The 17,129-nt window shown below is 46.2% G+C and carries 14 protein-coding genes; 6 read left to right on the top strand and 8 right to left on the bottom strand.

Annotation, left to right across the window (positions count from 1 at the left end; genetic code table 11):
* The first annotated feature begins 74 nt into the window (after window positions 1-74).
* The gene (locus R3D00_13180; protein MEZ4774130.1) at window positions 75-1,436 is read left to right on the top strand and encodes a sigma-54 dependent transcriptional regulator; all 1,362 of its coding nucleotides are present in this window, start codon (window positions 75-77) and stop codon (window positions 1,434-1,436) included.
* 131 nt (window positions 1,437-1,567) lie between these two features.
* On the opposite strand, the gene R3D00_13175 is transcribed toward R3D00_13180, so the two are convergent.
* Window positions 1,568-3,697 carry a molybdopterin cofactor-binding domain-containing protein gene (locus tag R3D00_13175; GenBank protein MEZ4774129.1) on the bottom strand — a complete coding sequence of 710 codons (2,130 nt, stop codon included), beginning with the start codon at window positions 3,695-3,697 and terminating at the stop codon, window positions 1,568-1,570.
* Entirely contained in the window at window positions 3,694-4,161 is a 468-nt protein-coding gene (locus R3D00_13170) for a (2Fe-2S)-binding protein (protein ID MEZ4774128.1), read from the bottom strand. The genes R3D00_13175 and R3D00_13170 overlap by 4 nt, the downstream gene beginning before the upstream one ends.
* Window positions 4,162-4,284: 123 nt before the next feature.
* Here R3D00_13170 and lpxD point away from each other — a divergent pair, with 123 nt between their 5' ends.
* A complete protein-coding gene (lpxD, locus tag R3D00_13165; GenBank protein ID MEZ4774127.1) occupies window positions 4,285-5,271 on the top strand; it encodes a UDP-3-O-(3-hydroxymyristoyl)glucosamine N-acyltransferase in 987 nt (328 codons plus the stop codon).
* 4 nt (window positions 5,272-5,275) lie between these two features.
* Here the strand turns inward: lpxD and R3D00_13160 are convergent, their stop codons facing one another.
* Window positions 5,276-5,743 (bottom strand): DUF1569 domain-containing protein, encoded by a 468-nt coding sequence (locus R3D00_13160; GenBank protein ID MEZ4774126.1) that lies wholly within the window; start codon window positions 5,741-5,743, stop codon window positions 5,276-5,278.
* Between the two features lie 221 nt (window positions 5,744-5,964).
* Here R3D00_13160 and R3D00_13155 point away from each other — a divergent pair, with 221 nt between their 5' ends.
* Window positions 5,965-7,350: an ATP-binding protein gene (locus tag R3D00_13155; protein ID MEZ4774125.1), complete on the top strand. Its 1,386-nt coding sequence runs from the start codon at window positions 5,965-5,967 to the stop codon at window positions 7,348-7,350.
* On the opposite strand, the gene R3D00_13150 is transcribed toward R3D00_13155, so the two are convergent.
* From R3D00_13150 to R3D00_13140, 3 genes are read right to left on the bottom strand one after another with little or no spacing between them, the layout of a single operon-like run.
* Window positions 7,281-9,767, bottom strand: coding sequence for an Hsp70 family protein (locus R3D00_13150; protein MEZ4774124.1), 2,487 nt, complete (start codon window positions 9,765-9,767; stop codon window positions 7,281-7,283). The two genes, R3D00_13155 and R3D00_13150, sit on opposite strands and share 70 nt — an antisense overlap.
* Window positions 9,764-10,102, bottom strand: coding sequence for a hypothetical protein (locus R3D00_13145; protein MEZ4774123.1), 339 nt, complete (start codon window positions 10,100-10,102; stop codon window positions 9,764-9,766). The genes R3D00_13150 and R3D00_13145 overlap by 4 nt, the downstream gene beginning before the upstream one ends.
* A gap of 41 nt (window positions 10,103-10,143) precedes the next feature.
* On the bottom strand, window positions 10,144-11,097 hold the full coding sequence (locus R3D00_13140) for a diacylglycerol kinase family lipid kinase (protein ID MEZ4774122.1): 954 nt from the start codon (window positions 11,095-11,097) through the stop codon (window positions 10,144-10,146).
* Between the two features lie 205 nt (window positions 11,098-11,302).
* On the opposite strand from R3D00_13140, the gene R3D00_13135 reads away from it, so the two are divergent.
* Window positions 11,303-11,812 carry an NUDIX domain-containing protein gene (locus tag R3D00_13135; protein MEZ4774121.1) on the top strand — a complete coding sequence of 170 codons (510 nt, stop codon included), beginning with the start codon at window positions 11,303-11,305 and terminating at the stop codon, window positions 11,810-11,812.
* An 8-nt stretch (window positions 11,813-11,820) separates the two neighbouring features.
* Here the strand turns inward: R3D00_13135 and R3D00_13130 are convergent, their stop codons facing one another.
* Both R3D00_13130 and R3D00_13125 read right to left on the bottom strand, forming a co-directional pair.
* Window positions 11,821-14,616 (bottom strand): prolyl oligopeptidase family serine peptidase, encoded by a 2,796-nt coding sequence (locus R3D00_13130; protein ID MEZ4774120.1) that lies wholly within the window; start codon window positions 14,614-14,616, stop codon window positions 11,821-11,823.
* Window positions 14,617-14,643: 27 nt separating this feature from the next.
* Window positions 14,644-15,285 (bottom strand): DUF1080 domain-containing protein, encoded by a 642-nt coding sequence (locus R3D00_13125; GenBank protein MEZ4774119.1) that lies wholly within the window; start codon window positions 15,283-15,285, stop codon window positions 14,644-14,646.
* A 77-nt stretch (window positions 15,286-15,362) separates the two neighbouring features.
* On the opposite strand from R3D00_13125, the gene R3D00_13120 reads away from it, so the two are divergent.
* Complete coding sequence (locus R3D00_13120) at window positions 15,363-15,992, top strand: hypothetical protein (GenBank protein ID MEZ4774118.1); 630 nt, start codon at window positions 15,363-15,365, stop codon at window positions 15,990-15,992.
* A gap of 7 nt (window positions 15,993-15,999) precedes the next feature.
* Window positions 16,000-17,097 carry a serine hydrolase domain-containing protein gene (locus R3D00_13115; GenBank protein ID MEZ4774117.1) on the top strand — a complete coding sequence of 366 codons (1,098 nt, stop codon included), beginning with the start codon at window positions 16,000-16,002 and terminating at the stop codon, window positions 17,095-17,097.
* The last annotated feature ends 32 nt before the right edge of the window (window positions 17,098-17,129 follow it).

Genomic DNA, 17,129 nt, shown 5'->3' with positions numbered 1-17,129 from the left:
ATGATCTTTTTTATAAACACTGTTGTTTTTTTGTACAATATTATTTTCATTTGTACAAAATAGATACGCTTTACATGGCCAGAATACTAATCATTGACGACGACGAAGCAATCCGTCATACCTTGCAGGAAATCCTTGAATATGAAGATTATGAAATTGAATCGGCACCTGATGGCGTAGAAGGACTGGAAATGGTGATCAATAATGGCTACGATGTCGTCTTGTGCGACATTAAGATGCCGAGGATGAATGGACTGGAAGTGCTTGAAAAAGCGCGTGAAGCCCGTCCTGATACTCCATTCATCATGATTTCGGGGCATGCCGACATTGAGACCGCGGTTGAAGCGACCAAAAAAGGCGCCTACGACTTTCTGGAGAAACCACCCGATCTCAATCGCCTTCTTCTCGCTGTACGAAACGCTGTAGAGAAAAAAGACCTTGTTGTAGAAACCAAACGCCTTCGGCGAAAGATTTCTAAAACCCGTGAAATCATCGGCCGTTCGCCGGTGATGGAAAAAATTCAGGAAACTATCTCCCGTGTCGCGCCTACCGATGCCCGCGTACTTGTAACAGGGAGCAACGGTACGGGCAAAGAACTTGTCGCCCGATGGATTCACGAAAAGAGCAATCGCGCTGATGGGCCGATTGTAGAAGTGAACTGTGCAGCAATTCCATCAGAACTCATTGAAAGCGAATTATTTGGCCATGAAAAAGGTTCTTTCACCGGTGCATACAAACAGCGCGTAGGCAAATTTGAGCAAGCAAATGGCGGTACGCTTTTTCTGGACGAGATTGGTGATATGAGCCTTTCGGCTCAGGCCAAAGTGCTGCGGGCCCTTCAGGAAAGCAAAATTACCAGAATTGGTAGCGATAAGCAGATTTCGGTAGATGTAAGGATTATTTCTGCGACCAACAAAGACCTCTTGCATGAGATTGAATTGGGCAATTTTCGCGAAGACCTATACCACAGGCTGAGTGTAATTTTGGTTCACGTGCCCCCGCTCCGCGACCGGAGAGATGACATTCCGCTTATTGCGAAAAGTTTTCTGGAAGAGATATCAGAAGAATACAGCATGCCGACATTGTCTATAGATTCCGATGCTATGTCCGAACTTCAAAAGCTGGACTGGACAGGAAATGTGCGGGAATTGCACAACGTCATCGAGCGACTGGCCATTCTGTCAAATGGAACCATTTCTCAACAGGATGTGCTGGATTATGCCGTTCCACAACGACGGGAGGTAAAACCCCGTGGAACCAGTATCTACGACGACTTCGAGCAATTTCAGGCCTTCAAAGACCATGTAGAGAAACAGTTTATCATCAAAAAACTGGACCAAAATGCATGGAATATCTCTAAAACTGCGGAAGTACTGGATATCCAGCGGAGTCATCTGTACAATAAGATGGAGAAGTTTGATATCCGCCGCGACTAACTGCGGATAGAAAACTGATCGCACGAAGAAGCAAAGCCGCAAGGAAGTTTCTGTATTCAGAAACTCTTTGCGGCTTTAAATCTTTGTGAGATACGATTAACGTGGTGTAACCCAATACACCCAGGCGTAAATCAGCTCAAATCTGCTCCTTCAAAAGGAAGTTTTCTAATCCGCTTACCAGTAGCAGCGAATATAGCATTTGCCACTGCCCCGCCTACTGGCGGCAGCCCGGGCTCTCCAAGTCCCTGCGGATTTTCGCTACTCTGTACAAAATGCACTTCCATTTCCGGAGTTTCACGCATTCTTATCATCCGGTATTTGTCAAAATTGGACTTCTGGGGCATACCGTTCTCAAATGTAAGTTCGCCAAACCGGGCCGTTCCCAATCCATCCACCATCCCCCCCTCAACCTGAGTCTCTGCACCGCTGAGATTTACAACCAGTCCGCAATCCACCACACTGGTCACTTTGTGCACCTTGATTTCACCTCCCGTCACCGATACTTCAGCGATTTGCGCAACGTATGAACCAAAGGAAAAATGGCAGCCAAAACCCTGAAAAACTCCTTCTGGCATCGGTTTTCCCCATCCTGCCTTTTCAGCAACCTGGCGAATTACCTGCTGAAAACGTTCCGGGTTGTAGTCCACATTTCCGCCGGGTTTTGATTTAGCTTTTTCCAAAAGATCGAGTCGAAACTGTACCGGATCCTTACCCAACTCATGGGCAATCTCATCCATAAACGACTCTTCACAATAACCCACAAAATTGTGGTTGGGCGCACGCCATGCGCCCGTCGTAATGGCAGATTCGACGTTGTGAGAATCTACCCGGAAATGTGGTAATGCTCCTGCGGGAAAACTATTCTGCCGGGTAGCATTTCCGGTATTAATAGCCGCTGCGCGGCAATGCCAGGCAATCAGATTCCCCTCCGCGTCAATTCCCGCCTGATAACGGTATTTTCCAGCCGGGCGATAAATGCCTCCGGTCATGTCGTCTTCCCTTGTCCAGACGACTTTCACGGGTACGCCGGCAAGCTTTGACACCATAGCAGCTTCCAGGGCATAATCGGTACGAAGTCTTCTGCCAAAACCGCCGCCCATACGGGTCATCATGACGGTCACTTTCTCTTCAGGAATGTCCAGCATCTTCGCGACTTCTTCTCTGGCTCTGGCCGGCGTCTGGGTTGGGCCAAGGAGCTCAACCCCATCCTCACGTACGTGGGCAAAAAAGTTCATCGGCTCCATAGTATTGTGAGGAAGAAAAGGCGCTTCATAAACAGCTTCAATGACTTTTGCAGCTTTTTTGATCGCTGCGGGCGCGTTGCCGTCTTCACGTTGCGGTTTGTCAGCATTCTTCTGAATCAACTGATCAAATATCGCCAGGTGGGCATCCGTACTTTCGGGTTTTGCAGGCGCTTTCCAGGTCACTTTCAGGGCTTCCCGTCCTTTGAGCACTTCCCAGGTCGAATTTCCCACGACAGCGATTTTATTGTCAAAGGTCAGTACCGCATCCACACCGGGCATGGCTTTGGCATCGGTATCATCTACGGTATCCAGGGTCTGGCCAAAGGCAGGCGGACGGAGGATCACTGCGATTTTCATGCCTTCGCGGGTGGTATCAATCCCATAAGGCATTTTGCCGGTTACGATCCGGCGATTGTCGCTGTTGGGGATACGTTTCCCCAAAATTTTAAACTGAGAGAAGTCTTTTACCTGCACATTTTCCGGTGGCGTAACCCCGGCAGCCTCAGTTGCAAGTTCAGCGTAAGAGAGTTTTTTATCTGAAGCGGCGTGAAGTACGTGTCCATTGTCGGTGGTACATTCGCTGACAGGTACCTGCCAGCGGGCAGCGGCAGCTTCTATAAGCATCTGACGCGCAGTTGCACCGGCCTGGCGAAGCCCTTCCCAACTGGAGCGAATCGAGCCCGAACCACCGGCAACCTGCCGTTGGAAGTTCTGAGAATCAAGGCCTCCTTGTTCAATACGCACCTTTTCCCAGGCGACATCCAGCTCTTCGGCGATAATCATCGGCATAGAGGTTTTTACCCCTTGCCCAATTTCCGGATTGGGCGCGATAATAGTTACGACCCCATCAGAAGCGATTTTGAGGTAGGCATTGATATCGGATACGACAGCCGGTGTTGTATTGGCAGCAGGCGGTCTGCAGCCATACATCCAGTTGAAACCAAGAAGCATTCCCCCTCCGGCGAGGGAGGTCACTTTGAGAAAGGACCTGCGGTCAAATTTAGTTGAAGTGCTCATATTCTACCTCCCTTCTCAGCTGCCAAAAGGATAGCTGCTTTAATGCGTTTATAAGTACCACACCGGCAAAGGTTGCCCGACATGGCGTCGTCGATTTCTTCATCTGTCGGTTTGGGATTGTTGCGAAGCAACGCCACAGCAGACATAATCTGACCCGCCTGGCAATACCCACATTGGGGGACATCGATTTCTTCCCATGCTTGTTGCACAGGATGTTCACCATCTTCAGAAAGACCTTCAATGGTTATAATTTTTTTATCACCCACCGCAGAGATGGGGAGCGAACAGGAACGGGCGGGAGTACCGTTGACATGGACTGTGCAGGCGCCGCATTGGGCAATACCACAGCCAAATTTGGTACCCGTAAGGCCAATTGAATCGCGAAGTACCCATAACAAAGGGGTATCCTCACTGACATCAACCGATACTTTCCGGCCATTCACAGATAAAGAGTAAGCAGCCATAACAATTTTTGATTAGGTTTCAGTGGCGGGTTACCTGAAATACCCGCCCAGGTACAAATTAATAATTTTTTTGACAGTGCCTTAGTTATGATCCGCCCTGCCTTTGTATTTTTGCAAAAAAATATGAAGCTCCAGGAACCCATCACCCTTCAAACCGCAGGTCAAATACTGGAATGTGAATTTGCCGGGCCCGCAGATCACCTCATTGAGGGAATCAACGAAATACACCGGGTCGTACCGGGCGACCTCACTTTTGTCGATATCGAAAAATATTATCATAAGGCGCTTACCAGTGCTGCTACTACGGTGATTATCAATAAGCTTGTGGACCCGCCAGCGGGCAAAGGGCTGCTGATCAGCGATGATCCCTTCAGGGATTACAACCGATTGACAGAATATTTACAGCCTCAAAAACCACTGAATACGGCCGGCACCCCCATTATGGGAGAAGGGGTAAAAATCGGGCATAATGTTGTATTCGGAGAAAATGTAAAGATTGGCGATTTTACCGAGATCGGGCACAATTGTGTGATCGGTTCTGAGGTAACCATTGGTACCCACGGCCGGATTCATGCCAACGTTACGATTTACGACCATTCCCAACTAGGTGACCATGTATGTATAAACAGCGGTACGGTCATTGGGGGGGAAGCCTTTTATTTTAAGGCAAGACCTTATGGAAGAGACAAGATGGTTTCAAAGGGCCGGGTAATCATTGGCAACCATGTAGATATCGGATCAAACTGCACCATTGACCGGGGCGTAAGTGCAGTTACTGAAATCGGAGACTGGACAAAGCTTGACAATCTGATACAGATCGGCCATGATACGATCATAGGCAAACGATGTATTATCGCCTCACAGGTCGGTATAGCCGGAGTTGTCAATATAGAAGATGACGTGATCCTTTGGGGACAGGTTGGCGTAACAAAAGACCTGACCATTGGCAAAGGGGCAGAACTTCTGGGCAAAACAGGGGTCATGTCTTCTCTCGAAGGGGGAAAAAAATATCTTGGCATGGTGGCAATAGAAGCCAGGCAGATGTTGCGTGAAATTGCAGCCCTGCGAAAACTGCCGGATATGATCCGCGACTGGGAAAAGAAAGACTGATCGCCTAATCTATCAGGCCAAATTGCCGAAGATGGTGAGTCGTATGTTTCCAATGGATGCGATCCCACTCCGAATGGTTTAGTCTGCCAAATACCGGGTGCATGGTTGTCGCCTCGGGGTTTTGTTCGAAAAACTGGTAGTAATCATCAATACTCTTGAACAGAACTCCTTTAGCCTCATCCAAACTTCCATAACGGAGGGGAAGGGTTTTGTCTTTCGGAATACCTACAACTCTCACACTTCGGGGAAAAGGTTGATCATTCCAGATAAATTCTTTCATCTTTGGAAGTTTCTCTTCAGGCGTTGTACAAGGTAACCCCAGTTCTTTCCGGGAAATATAGAAAAGTCCGGAAACATGCTCAATCATGTGCTGTGGACCCATAATTCCCCATAAGGCGGGTGTATCTTCAGTTAATTTTTCCAGAGAAGCAGGTACTACTTCAACGAGGAACTGTTTATGCTCATTTATCATTGGGACAATTTTGCTGACAAATTGCAAAAAATCAGGCACATCCACCAAATATCATACACCTTCACAATATCTGCGCAAAAAGGCAAGGTTTTTGCCGTAACTCTTTAGAAGCATCCATGGGATACAATCACAAGCTAAGAAAACACAAAGCCTGATTATAATGGGTTTAGCACTCATTTAAGCAGTAAAATTGACCTATTATACTCCATTACTTTTTGTCTATGCTTCACCAGGAACCCCCATTTTCCCTTGATGATTACCGGCTTAAAGTTCAGCAGCTAGAACAAATAATTAAAGAGCAGGATGAGATGCTTAGGCAAAAACCTGCCCCGTCTCTAAAGGTTTGTGACGACCTTCCGGTCATGGTTATTCTCCTTGACCCCGGGAGCTTTCTTATTACCTATATCAATCATATTGTATTAAAAATTCTGGGAGGGACTCCATCCGATTTTATCGACCATGACATTTGCGAATTTTGTGAAACCGTTTATAAAAACGATGTACGAAAACATCTTACAACCCTTCAATCCCACGGAAAAACAATCATCTCCGATATTGTGGTTAAAGGGCAAAATGGTATAGGAGTAGATGTTGTCATGAAATCACAATATTCAGAGGGCAAAATTTTTATCGTCCTACACAACATATCCAACTACAAGAAGTATGAAAGGCTAAATAAAATTCTGGAATCCCGTGTTCGGCAACGCACGGCAACGCTCCACGAGCAGCTAGACTATATTACCCAGCAAAACCGTCAACTCAACGATTTTAAATCGGCCTTGCTAAATGTCATGGGAGATTTAAAACAGGAACAAAGGAATTTTTCAGAGGTAAACCGGCTGGTTCAGGAACTTCGCAGGTCGAATGAAGAACTTGAGCAATACGCATCACTGGCATCACACGACCTGAAGGCACCGCTCCGAATGGTTGTCTCCCATCTTCAGATATTAGGTAAAAAAATGGGAGAGCGGCTTAAAGCGGAGGAAAAGGTTTTTCTGGATTTTGCTGTAGATGGCGCTAAAAGAATGGACCGTATGCTTAGCGGGATTCTGGAATATTCCAGGATCAGCAGTGAAAAAAAGCCTTTTGAATGGGTGGATATGAATGAGGTCATTAAGGAAGCATTAAATAACCTTCATGCTGTTATCAACGAGACCGATGCAAGGGTAGAATTTTCCCAACTCCCTCCACTGGTGGGTGATCATCTGCAACTGGTGCAACTGATGCAGAACCTGATCGGAAATGGTATTAAGTTTAAGAATATTTACCCTCCACAAATCAGTATTTTCAGTGAAAAAACGCCCACGCATATTCTCTTTATGGTAAGAGATAATGGAATCGGGATCGAAGAACACAGTATCAGTAAAATATTCAGAATCTTCGAACAGGTCAACAGAGACGGGAAATACCCTGGCAATGGCCTTGGGCTTGCCATTTGCAAGGGTATTGTACAGCGCCATGGCGGCAAAATATGGGCAGAATCTCACCCGGGAACCGGGACGACATTTTTCTTTACGCTGGAACGCTATCCAGAAGGTCAGCCAATCCCTGTCCCACCAAAATTTACTGATTTTCGCGTAGATGGCGGGAGCAATTCGCATAGCTGATTGATGCAAATGCGAAGTTTGTCGTCATTATCTTCCTTGATGGCGTCCTGTCCCCTTTGCATAATCTCATACGCTTTATCCTGACTTGTAAATGCACCATAGCGACCATAGATTAAATCCTGATAAAACTCCCTCACATAACGGCTGCTTTTCCAGCGAATCCGCCAGTTGAGCCTGCGTATTTTTTCAATAAACTCCTGTATTTTCAGCGAACTATTGGTTGCCAGCGTATTTTTCTCTGCCTGTATGATTTCGCTATAGGCAACGGTATCTTCTTCCGAAGGGCTGTAGTGCTCCATAACAAACTCCATATACCGCTTGGTTTCAAAGTACTCATTTTTGATTTTGATAATCACTTTATCCCTTGTGATCTCGTCCACCTTGCGGGCAATTTTGCGCTTTTGATCCTCAATCTGAAATTTGTCGTCAGTACTATCGTCCGGAGACATTTTTGTCGCTTTATCAGCCAGATCCAAAATGTCGTATTCCAGGTCAACCAGTTGTTGCGCCGCTTCGAAATTCCCCTGCTCTTCTGCTTCCCGGATTTCATCGCTCAGTTTCGTCCGAAGAGCATGCAATTCCTCTACCAGGCGATGGATATTCACTTTGCGTTCAGATGGGGTAAAAACATCTGCATATTCCTGATCCGTCATCAACAAATAGGCACTGATTTTCAGATCACGGGATTCGGTCATCTCCAGTGTGATTTCAATATCTGATCCTCTTACGAGGTCGCGGGAGAGTTCTTTTCCAGGAATACTGATAAACCCGATCGGAAGATTCGCGGCGGGGAGTACCGTTCCCGGCCCTTCGACGACGGAGATGGTGATCCTGTCGGCAGAGCCTTTTGCCAGGGTACGGGTTACCTGTTTGACCAGTGTTCTTTTAACGGGCAGCAAGGTGTTTTTTCCAAAAACGACCTCCAGCGTTGTGGTACTATTTTCCACATCATCTATTTCCAGACAAATATCCGCGGGCAAAGGTTGTCCTACCACACTATAACGTCCCTGAGCAATCCCGATAATGGTTGCATTTGTAGGAACAACCCCATTTTGGGCGTCCAGAACTTTAAGTTCAAACTGATTAAAATTATCCTTTACCAATGGCAAATCTTCCTGAATCTGAACTTTTAGTGGTTTAAGGCCAGAATCATACCCCCCATCCAACCGAACAATGCGGTAATACAAATCCACAAGTTTACCAGAAAATTTTGCAGTAAAATATTCAGACAACTCCTGGGAGGCTTTCTGATAAGCCATAACAACTTCAACTTCCACCGGAGATTCACTTGTAAAAAGAGGCATTTTTTCGGCCTGTTTACGACGCGTACCTGCATAAAAGGCAGCCCCTACGGCAACTGCCGTGGTAGGGTCCACCTTGGTATTGACAGAAACACCCATCTTTTCCGCCACTTTCTCTCTCACGTAAGGGATATAAGTAGAGCCACCCACCATCAACACAAATCGCAGATCACTGGCAGCGACTGCATTTCGGGTGACTATATGCTCCATCATCTCAACCGTACGCTGAATATATGGTTCAAGCAGGGTTTCAAACATACTGCGTGTAACCGTCACCAAACCCGCTATCGTCTTGCCACCATCATCTTCTGTTTCAAACTCAATATCGGCAGATTCTGCAACAGAAAGCTGGACTTTAACATCCTCCGCTTTGAGAAGCAGCGAATTATACAGGCGATTGTACTTGCCTGAAGCGCTTTTCAGGTCAGTGGAAAGATTCTCAAATTCTCCGTTTTCCTCCATCCAGGGGATGACGATTTTTTCAACAATATCCTTATCAAAATCATTCCCCCCCAGAAAATTATCCCCCTCGTGATCCACGATTTTCATTTCGCCATCATGAATTTTTACCAATGCAACATCAAATGTGCCTCCACCCAAATCGTACACCAGCCACTGCCCTTCTTCAAATTTGTCAGTCTCATCCTGATTGGCGTAGGCAAGACTCGCCGCAATCGGTTCCTGAAGCAAAACAACCTGCTCAAACCCTGCGAGATACCCCGCCTTTTTGGTCGCATTGGACTGTATCGTATCAAAGGAAGCCGGAATTGTGATCACAGCAGCATTTACGGTTTCACCTGTATGAACAAAATTTTTAAGCTCGCGAAGGACAAAAACAGAAAGTTCAACTGGCGTTTTATGGGCGCCCAAAGAAGAAAAATACCAGGTCTCCGTTGTTCCCATTTTCCGCTTAAAGGAACCCGCCACCTCTCCGGAGGCTTTCAGCAGGTATTCGCGGGCTTTTTCCCCCACAATTATTTTGTCCTTGCGAAAAGCAACCACAGAAGGAAGCGTGTCTTTTTGCCCTACAGGATTTTTAAAAACTACTACCTGACCTTTTTCAAATTTGGCGATAGCAGAATTGGTCGTGCCAAGATCTATTCCAAAATTTATCATAGTATGGTTGATTCTACTACTACTACACCTCTTTGAACGATTTGACTAAAACCATTGACATTCAGGCGAATAATAGGCTTTATAGCTTCTGTAATAATAAGATTTTCGGTTTTGTCTCCACTAATGGACGCCTCACAATCTGTTCTCGTTTCGTCATATGACTCTCCTTCCGGATTTTCATAGACCAACCCCATTTCCTCCAGGGCAGACTTGATACGGGCGATGTTTCTCGTCAGGGAGGCATCTTCGTTACGGAGGATTTTTTTCTCCATTTCGAATACCTGGTTGACGATTCTGAGCAGGGAAGCAGGAGGCGAATTGACAAATAAATCCATGACCGATTGTACTGTTTCCGGAAAAGAAAGTTACAGCTAAATTATGAGGTTTGCGATACCTGATACGAAAGGGGAACTACGACCCGAAGTGCCCGGGGTAAAATTTCTATCTTCACCGGAACCGAATCCAGGACTTCACCGTCTGCTTCGATTTTAAGTTCCGGTGGCCCTTCAAACCAAAGCGTCCGGGAGCGGAAATGCCGGATTTTAGGGTGAGTATAAATTTTCCCGTTATAGATTTTCAGAATATTTCTCAGAATTTCACCCGCAGACACATCATCCGCAATGGTTATATCGAGTAAGCCATCATCTGGCAGGGACAAAGGAACGAGGTTCATTCCGCCACCATTATATCTCCCAATACCCACCGTCACCAAAAGCAGTTTTTTCTGTTCGAGAAAATCATCGCCTCTCACGGTTACTGCTGAAGCCTGAAACTGAAACATATATTTCAGGAGGCTGATCAGGTAAACGAACTGCCCGGTAAATCCTGATTTGTTAATTGAAAGAGTTTTTTCGGTGAGAAAAGTTTCAAAAAGAAAACCGGCTATATTATTGAAATATCGCACTTTTGGGACGGATGCATTTGTCCAGGTTATTTTTCCTGCATCCTGAAGAAAGGTTTGAGGATTTTGGAGCAGTTGAACTGCCCGCTGGTAATTTTTGGGAAGGCCATACATACGCGCCCAGTCATTGCCGCTTCCGATGGGTATAGAAGCCAGCATAATCTGGTCACTTGCCACAACCTCCTGGCTCAGGATTCCATTGGCGGCCTCATTTACTGTGCCATCGCCACCGACTGCTACAAACCTGCGGTAACCCTTTTCCACAGCTGCTTTTACCAGTTCAATTGCATCCCCCTGTTCACGTGTAAAAGCCACAGAGAAATCTATACCCATGCGTTGTAAAATCTGTTCGATTTTTGGCCACTTACGAGCACATTTACCTCCGCCAGATTGCGGATTTACAATAAAATACCAGGCCGATAATGTCATAAGGATAGACTTTTTCAGAAAATACTTCAATTGCTACCTGAAATTTTCAGATAACCGTTGATAAATATCCAAAAAAAATAATTACCATTTTTACGCTGAATACAACTTAGCACTTTACTTGTATGCCTATTCAGCGGAAACATTTTGCCGGGTACCTACGGTGCGCTTTTTGGTTAGCCACAGGCTTTTTTTATATTTACACGATATGAAATACTGTCCATCTTGCGGGAAACCGCTTAGCATTGGTACCCGTTCCGGAAAAGAACGCATGGTTTGCATGGACGAGTCCTGCGGATTTGTCCACTGGAATAACCCCACGCCGGTTGTATGCGCGATTGTCGAGCGAAACGGCAAACTCATTCTGGTGCAAAGTATTGGCTGGCCCAGGGAGTGGTTTGCCCTTGTTACCGGCTTTCTTGAGGCCGATGAAATTCCAGAAGATGCCGTTCTTCGTGAAGTAAAAGAAGAAACTGGCCTGGAAGCCCGAATTGAAAGTTTTGTCGGTATATATCCCTTCTTCCGCCGCAACCAATTGCTCCTGGTTTACCACGTCATTGCAGAAGCGGGGCCGGTTGTGCTAGACAAAACCGAGCTTACCGATTACCGGGAAGTGCCCATCGAAGAGGTCAAACCCTGGCCCGCAGGAACAGGTGTCGCGCTTCGCGACTGGCTCAGAAGCAGAGGATTTGAAAGGGAGTTTATACCTTTTCCGTAACCCATTCATCAGTACCCCATATTTACCCCTTTTTCAACGGCAGGCACACCTGAGTCCATCCATGCCGGTATAGGAGCATCCTTCAGATAATAGTCAAAAAACTGCTGCATCCTAATGGATAAATCTACCCGGTTGGGCCACTTGGTTAGGTTATGTTTTTCGCCATTATAGACCAACATCCACACAGGTTTATCCAGACGTCTCAACGCAGTAAATAACTCTATTCCCTGATACCACGGCACAGCGCCGTCGGCATCATTGTGCATCATCAGCAAGGGGGTCTGGATATTCGGGGCAGAAAATAATGGGCTGTTATCAAGATATCGCTGAGGATTTTCCCATAATGTTGTACCTATACGGCTCTGCGTCTCCTCATACTGAAACATTCGGCTCATGCCTGATTCCCAGCGAATTCCGCCATAAGCGCTCGTCATATTACTGACAGGTGCTCCCGCCATTGCCGCCCGGAACATATTCGTTTTGGTAATGATATAGGCAGCCTGATACCCTCCCCAGCTATGTCCCTGAAGGCCCATCCGCGTTTTGTCGATGAATGGATACTTATCAACCAGAAACTCGGTACCACTTACCACCGCATCGTATGCATCATTTCCCGGTTGTCCGGTTGTATATTCGATATCCGGATAAAAAACTATATACTCATTGCTGGTATAATACGCGGGGTTGATGGTAGAACGACTCGGTGAAGGAGAAAAATACCAATACCTTCGGTCAGACAATACTTCATAGAAATAGACCAGCAGGGGATATTTTTTTGTCGGATCCAGGTCTTCAGGGGTATAAAGCAGTCCCTTGCGGCTTTTCCCGTCGGGAGATTTCCACTCTACAGGCTCTACCCTGCCCCAACGGTATTCCTTTTGTTGGGGATTGATTGCGGTAAGTTTTTGGGGAGCGGAAAATCGGGAATCCGACACATACAAGTCGGGATTATCGGTAAATGTACGTCTGGTCCAGATCAGCTTGTCGGCAGAACCCGCCATAGCCACATTGCGGAAACTGGCGTTGTCAGAGATCAGTTTTTCGAGGGTATATTTTCCTGACATTTGCAGGCGGTAGAAACCCTCCGACTGGTCTTCTTCAGAAACCCCTTTCAATAAGAGATAGTCATTTTCCAAAAAAGGATTTTCACTGTCAGTATCTACATATTCAAATCTGATATTATTTTTTCGCCCATATTTACCGGTAAGATTGACGGGTTTCTCCTTTCCGGTAAGATCAAACTTCCAGAGGTCGTAGCGATCTTTGATCACGACAAAACTTTGATTTTCTCCAAACCCTTCTATTCCGTAAGGAAAGGCAGGTTGTGGGGTATCGTGTTTTTCGTCATAAAAGGCCACTTTCAACCCTTTGGTAAGTGAAAAATCTTGTCTTTCCGCCACAGGTGAAGCATACCACTGTGTATCGGAGGGTTCGTACCAGACCAGATATTTTCCATCAGGGGAAAGCCGGGTCGCGTATCTGCGATTTTTTACGATCATTTGGGTCTCACCCGAATTTACATCAATCACATACACGTCCTTAAAATCAGGATACTGCCAGGAAGTCTGGCGAAGATACGGCAACCGGTAAAATCCATAAATCACGTTGTCATCGCCTTCCCGCTGGATAAATACTTCATCCACACTTTCGGTGGCTAATTGGACCAATCGTCCGGAATTTATATGCCATACGGCAGTATAATTTTTTTTCTTATCCTTTTCCAGCTCAACCTGCTGCTGCGGCTGAAGGCGCATATCCTGCCAGTTCCAGATATCAACCCGCACTTTTTCATCGTCTGTGAGTGTGTCTTTTACCGGAGTGGGAGGAATGGGCGCCGTACCCAGCCATATCCGCTCGCCGGAAGGCGAAAACTTCAGATTCCCATTCGTACTTACTGCCCACCCCTGCTCCATACCAGGGGTATTTTGATCAACGATTTTTACCAGTCCGGCTTTCCCCTTCAAATAGTACAAATCAAATACTTTGACTTCACCAGTATCCTGCGTAACAAGAATAGCAAACTGATCTCCGGCTTTGTCCAAAACAGGTTTGGTAGCTCTTCCGGCATTTTTAAAGATCGTAAGATCTGTGCGGGTAGCTGTGTCAAATATTTTTACAGAAACTGAATCAATGGAGTCCCCAAACACCTGAGTGAACGCAATCGCATTACCGTTTTCCCCCACCATAAACTCCTCTACAGAATCAAAACTAAATGAATCACCAGTTACAGGGTTAGAGATAAACAACCAGGTATCTTTCTTCTTTTTGTCTTCCGGTGGTTTTGTTGAAGTACTGTCAGTCTGCGTGGAGTCAGAAGGCGCCTTGACTTTTTCGGGTTTTAGCAGATACCCCAACCATGAACCGCTTTCCGTTGGAACCTGAAAAGATTGAATTTGAGGCATTTTGGAAAGCGACCTTGCCCCCATCAGCCAAATACCGAGCGAATCTTTGGGCAATTCATCATCTTTCTTTTTGGCAAGTTTGGCTTTTCTCATACTATCCTCATGAGGTTTGATGCGGAAAGTGAAAAATGTTTCTTCAGGAGAAAAAACAGCCTGAGAGCTCCGGGGAAACGAGTCTTTTCTACCTGACGCTACTTCCAGCAGATACAGCCAGTTGTCTCCTTTTTGGGGGTTGACTTCCCAGGAGATGTAGTTTCCGGAAGGAGAAATTTGAGAATTGTCCAGTGTCTGCCAGAAATCATAGACACTGTGATCCAGCGGCTTAAGACTAGCAGACTGAGAAAATGCCATAAAAAATGCGGCCAGAAAGCCCGGCAAAAGTAAGATGATTCTGTGGTTCATGTATGAGGTAAGCTAAGGTAAATATGTTTATATTTCCATTACGCGAAGGTTTCTCCATCGCACTTTGATGCCGCCACCATCGTGAATCTGAAGCGCAATCACGCCTTCTGCTTCGCCGATTTTTTCGTCGTGAATATCCACCATCTCCTGCCCGTTGAGCCAGGTAGTTACATGATCGCCTTTCACCCGGATTCGCATTTGGTTCCATTCGCCCATTTTCAGAATATTTTCTTTTTCGTCGGGAATCTGAACCAGCCACCCACGGCCATAAGACTCATAAATTCCTCCCGTATCGTGATCCGGAGGCGCTACTTCTACCTGCCAGCCGCTGATTTTGGTACCATCGAGAGAAGATCGGAAAAATACCCCGCTGTTTCCATTGGCTTCCTGCTTAAACTCCAGCTCAATTTCTACATCTTTATAAATTTTATCGGTAGCAAGATACCCATACGCCTGGTCAGGGCCGCTTTCACATATAAGCAGACCATCTTCGACATACCATTTTTCTGTACCATGGATGTTCCATCCGGTAAGATCCTGTCCATTAAAAATAGACACCCAATTCTCGGCAGGCGCAGAAGTTTCAGATTCTTTTTGCGTAGTAGAAGAGGAATTGCAGGCGACAAGCAGTAAAATGCATGTAACCCAGACAGCCAGGTGATTTTTCATAATAACATGAATTTTTCTATTTCGTTAATTCGTAGTGCATTCGATCGGGGTATAATTTATAAGAAATTCTTTTTCCAATGAAGTATATTCTTTTCATATTCATTTTGACAAGCGTTTTCAGCCAAACTACCGCACAGAAATCGATTTTACTGGGCCCGGAAATTCAGCTGCGATATAACCAGTTTTACCTGACTCAGGGGTTTGACTGGTTGAATTCTGGTGTATTCCGCCCTGCTTTGGGTCTCAGGGTTGTGGTCCCGCTTTCTGAGTCGTGGAAATTATGTACCGGTTTACAGGTAGCGCTTGCCGGGCAGAATGTCTATAACGCCACCAATACATTTACCTTAGGCCGAATGCCTTTCCTGATTCAATGGCAGCACCCATTTCAAAAAGAAGGTAAATGGTCTTTCCTGATTCGCGGAGGGCTTACCGGAGAATATCTGGGAAAAGTAACCCATCGGGCCAATGGCTCCCCCACAGTTGTCACCAACTATACTTCTCCCTTTCTTCTATCTTCGACAGCAGAGGTTGGTTTTTCCAGAAAGCTATCCTCAGGCGACGAATGGGTATTGACCGCCGGCGCAGACCTTGGTTTTTGGGGAAGTATTCCGGCTTATTCCTCCGGAAGCCAGGGCCCGGCATATCAGATGGCTGCTTTTTATCTTTCAACTTTATGGTTATTGAAACCTTCCAACTTCCTCAAATAACCTTCCTATGCTTACCAAAAACCACCTGATCCCGCTGATGTTTCTGTGTTCTGTATTTGCCTGCCGACCTGAATCTGTAACCCCGGGCACACTGAATGAGGCAGTGGAATCATCGGTAAATCCATATATACTTTTTGGCGGTCTCTCATCCGTTTCGGTAGGGGTTATTCAAAAGAATACCGCACAGACCTTTCATTTTGGTTATGCTTTTCCCGGAAAAAACCAAAGCCCCACAGATTCGACGATCTATCCCATTGGCGATCTTACCCAGATTTTTACTGCTACGCTGATTGCAGATCTTATACTGGAGGGGAAAGTCAGATTAAACGACAGCCTGGACCGACATCTGGCAGTAGTTGCACCGGATTTTGAGGGGGAAAAAATTACGATCGGGCAGCTTGTAACCCATACTGCGGCGCTTGGTTATGAAATCGCACCCGGCTATACCGACCTTTCCCCGCTGGAACAGGCAGTTCTGTACAAAAATTTTGGCCGTACAGATTTCGACAACTTTCTAAAAAATGCGGATCTCCCCTATCTCCCCGGAGAAAGATACAATTATTCCAGGGCCGGAATGGGGATTTTAGGGTATGTAACAGAAGAAATTTCCGCTCAAAGCTGGCCCGACTTTTTACAGGAGCGCATCACAGGGCCACTGAATATGGCTGATACGAGAAACCTGGAAAGGATGAATACACGGCAATTTGAAAGACTGGGCGAGGCTTTTTCGACCACACAGAAAACACTCACCGAATATCAATGGGGCGAATACCGGGGCGCGGCTTCACTTTATGCAACCGTTCGCGACATGATAACTTTTCTTTCCGCCGAAATGGATCCGTTGTCCTCCGTTTCAGATGCGTTTTTGTTGACACAGACCCCGCTTTTTGAACTGGGTGCAGGCAATCAGGTGGGCATGGGATGGCTAATTGCCGAGAAAAACGGAAGTACCATTTACCACCGGTCGGGAACCGTGGCGCAGTCGGCATTTCTGGCATTTGACAGACAAAAGCAGCTGGGGGTTGTGATTCTTGCAGGCACACCTGATGAGGAAAGCGTAAAATCCATTGGCTGGGCGGTCATGGATTTTCTTCAATCACAGTAGCGAACAGCGTGATTTGTGAATTTATAATTGTA

The organism is Bacteroidia bacterium (assembly GCA_041391665.1).
GTDB lineage: Bacteria > Bacteroidota > Bacteroidia > J057 > J057 > JAGQVA01.
This window is presented reverse-complemented; position numbering and strand designations above follow the sequence as displayed.

Coding starts and splice junctions, on each gene's coding strand:
- R3D00_13135 (MEZ4774121.1), top strand. CDS start 11,303: ATGAAATACTGTCCATCTTGCGGGAAACCGCTTAGCATTGGTACCCGT.
- R3D00_13130 (MEZ4774120.1), bottom strand. CDS start 14,616: ATGAACCACAGAATCATCTTACTTTTGCCGGGCTTTCTGGCCGCATTT.
- R3D00_13150 (MEZ4774124.1), bottom strand. CDS start 9,767: ATGATAAATTTTGGAATAGATCTTGGCACGACCAATTCTGCTATCGCC.
- R3D00_13160 (MEZ4774126.1), bottom strand. CDS start 5,743: ATGATAAATGAGCATAAACAGTTCCTCGTTGAAGTAGTACCTGCTTCT.
- R3D00_13125 (MEZ4774119.1), bottom strand. CDS start 15,285: ATGAAAAATCACCTGGCTGTCTGGGTTACATGCATTTTACTGCTTGTC.
- R3D00_13155 (MEZ4774125.1), top strand. CDS start 5,965: ATGCTTCACCAGGAACCCCCATTTTCCCTTGATGATTACCGGCTTAAA.
- R3D00_13175 (MEZ4774129.1), bottom strand. CDS start 3,697: ATGAGCACTTCAACTAAATTTGACCGCAGGTCCTTTCTCAAAGTGACC.
- R3D00_13115 (MEZ4774117.1), top strand. CDS start 16,000: ATGCTTACCAAAAACCACCTGATCCCGCTGATGTTTCTGTGTTCTGTA.
- R3D00_13145 (MEZ4774123.1), bottom strand. CDS start 10,102: ATGGATTTATTTGTCAATTCGCCTCCTGCTTCCCTGCTCAGAATCGTC.
- R3D00_13180 (MEZ4774130.1), top strand. CDS start 75: ATGGCCAGAATACTAATCATTGACGACGACGAAGCAATCCGTCATACC.
- R3D00_13170 (MEZ4774128.1), bottom strand. CDS start 4,161: ATGGCTGCTTACTCTTTATCTGTGAATGGCCGGAAAGTATCGGTTGAT.
- lpxD (MEZ4774127.1), top strand. CDS start 4,285: ATGAAGCTCCAGGAACCCATCACCCTTCAAACCGCAGGTCAAATACTG.
- R3D00_13140 (MEZ4774122.1), bottom strand. CDS start 11,097: ATGACATTATCGGCCTGGTATTTTATTGTAAATCCGCAATCTGGCGGA.
- R3D00_13120 (MEZ4774118.1), top strand. CDS start 15,363: ATGAAGTATATTCTTTTCATATTCATTTTGACAAGCGTTTTCAGCCAA.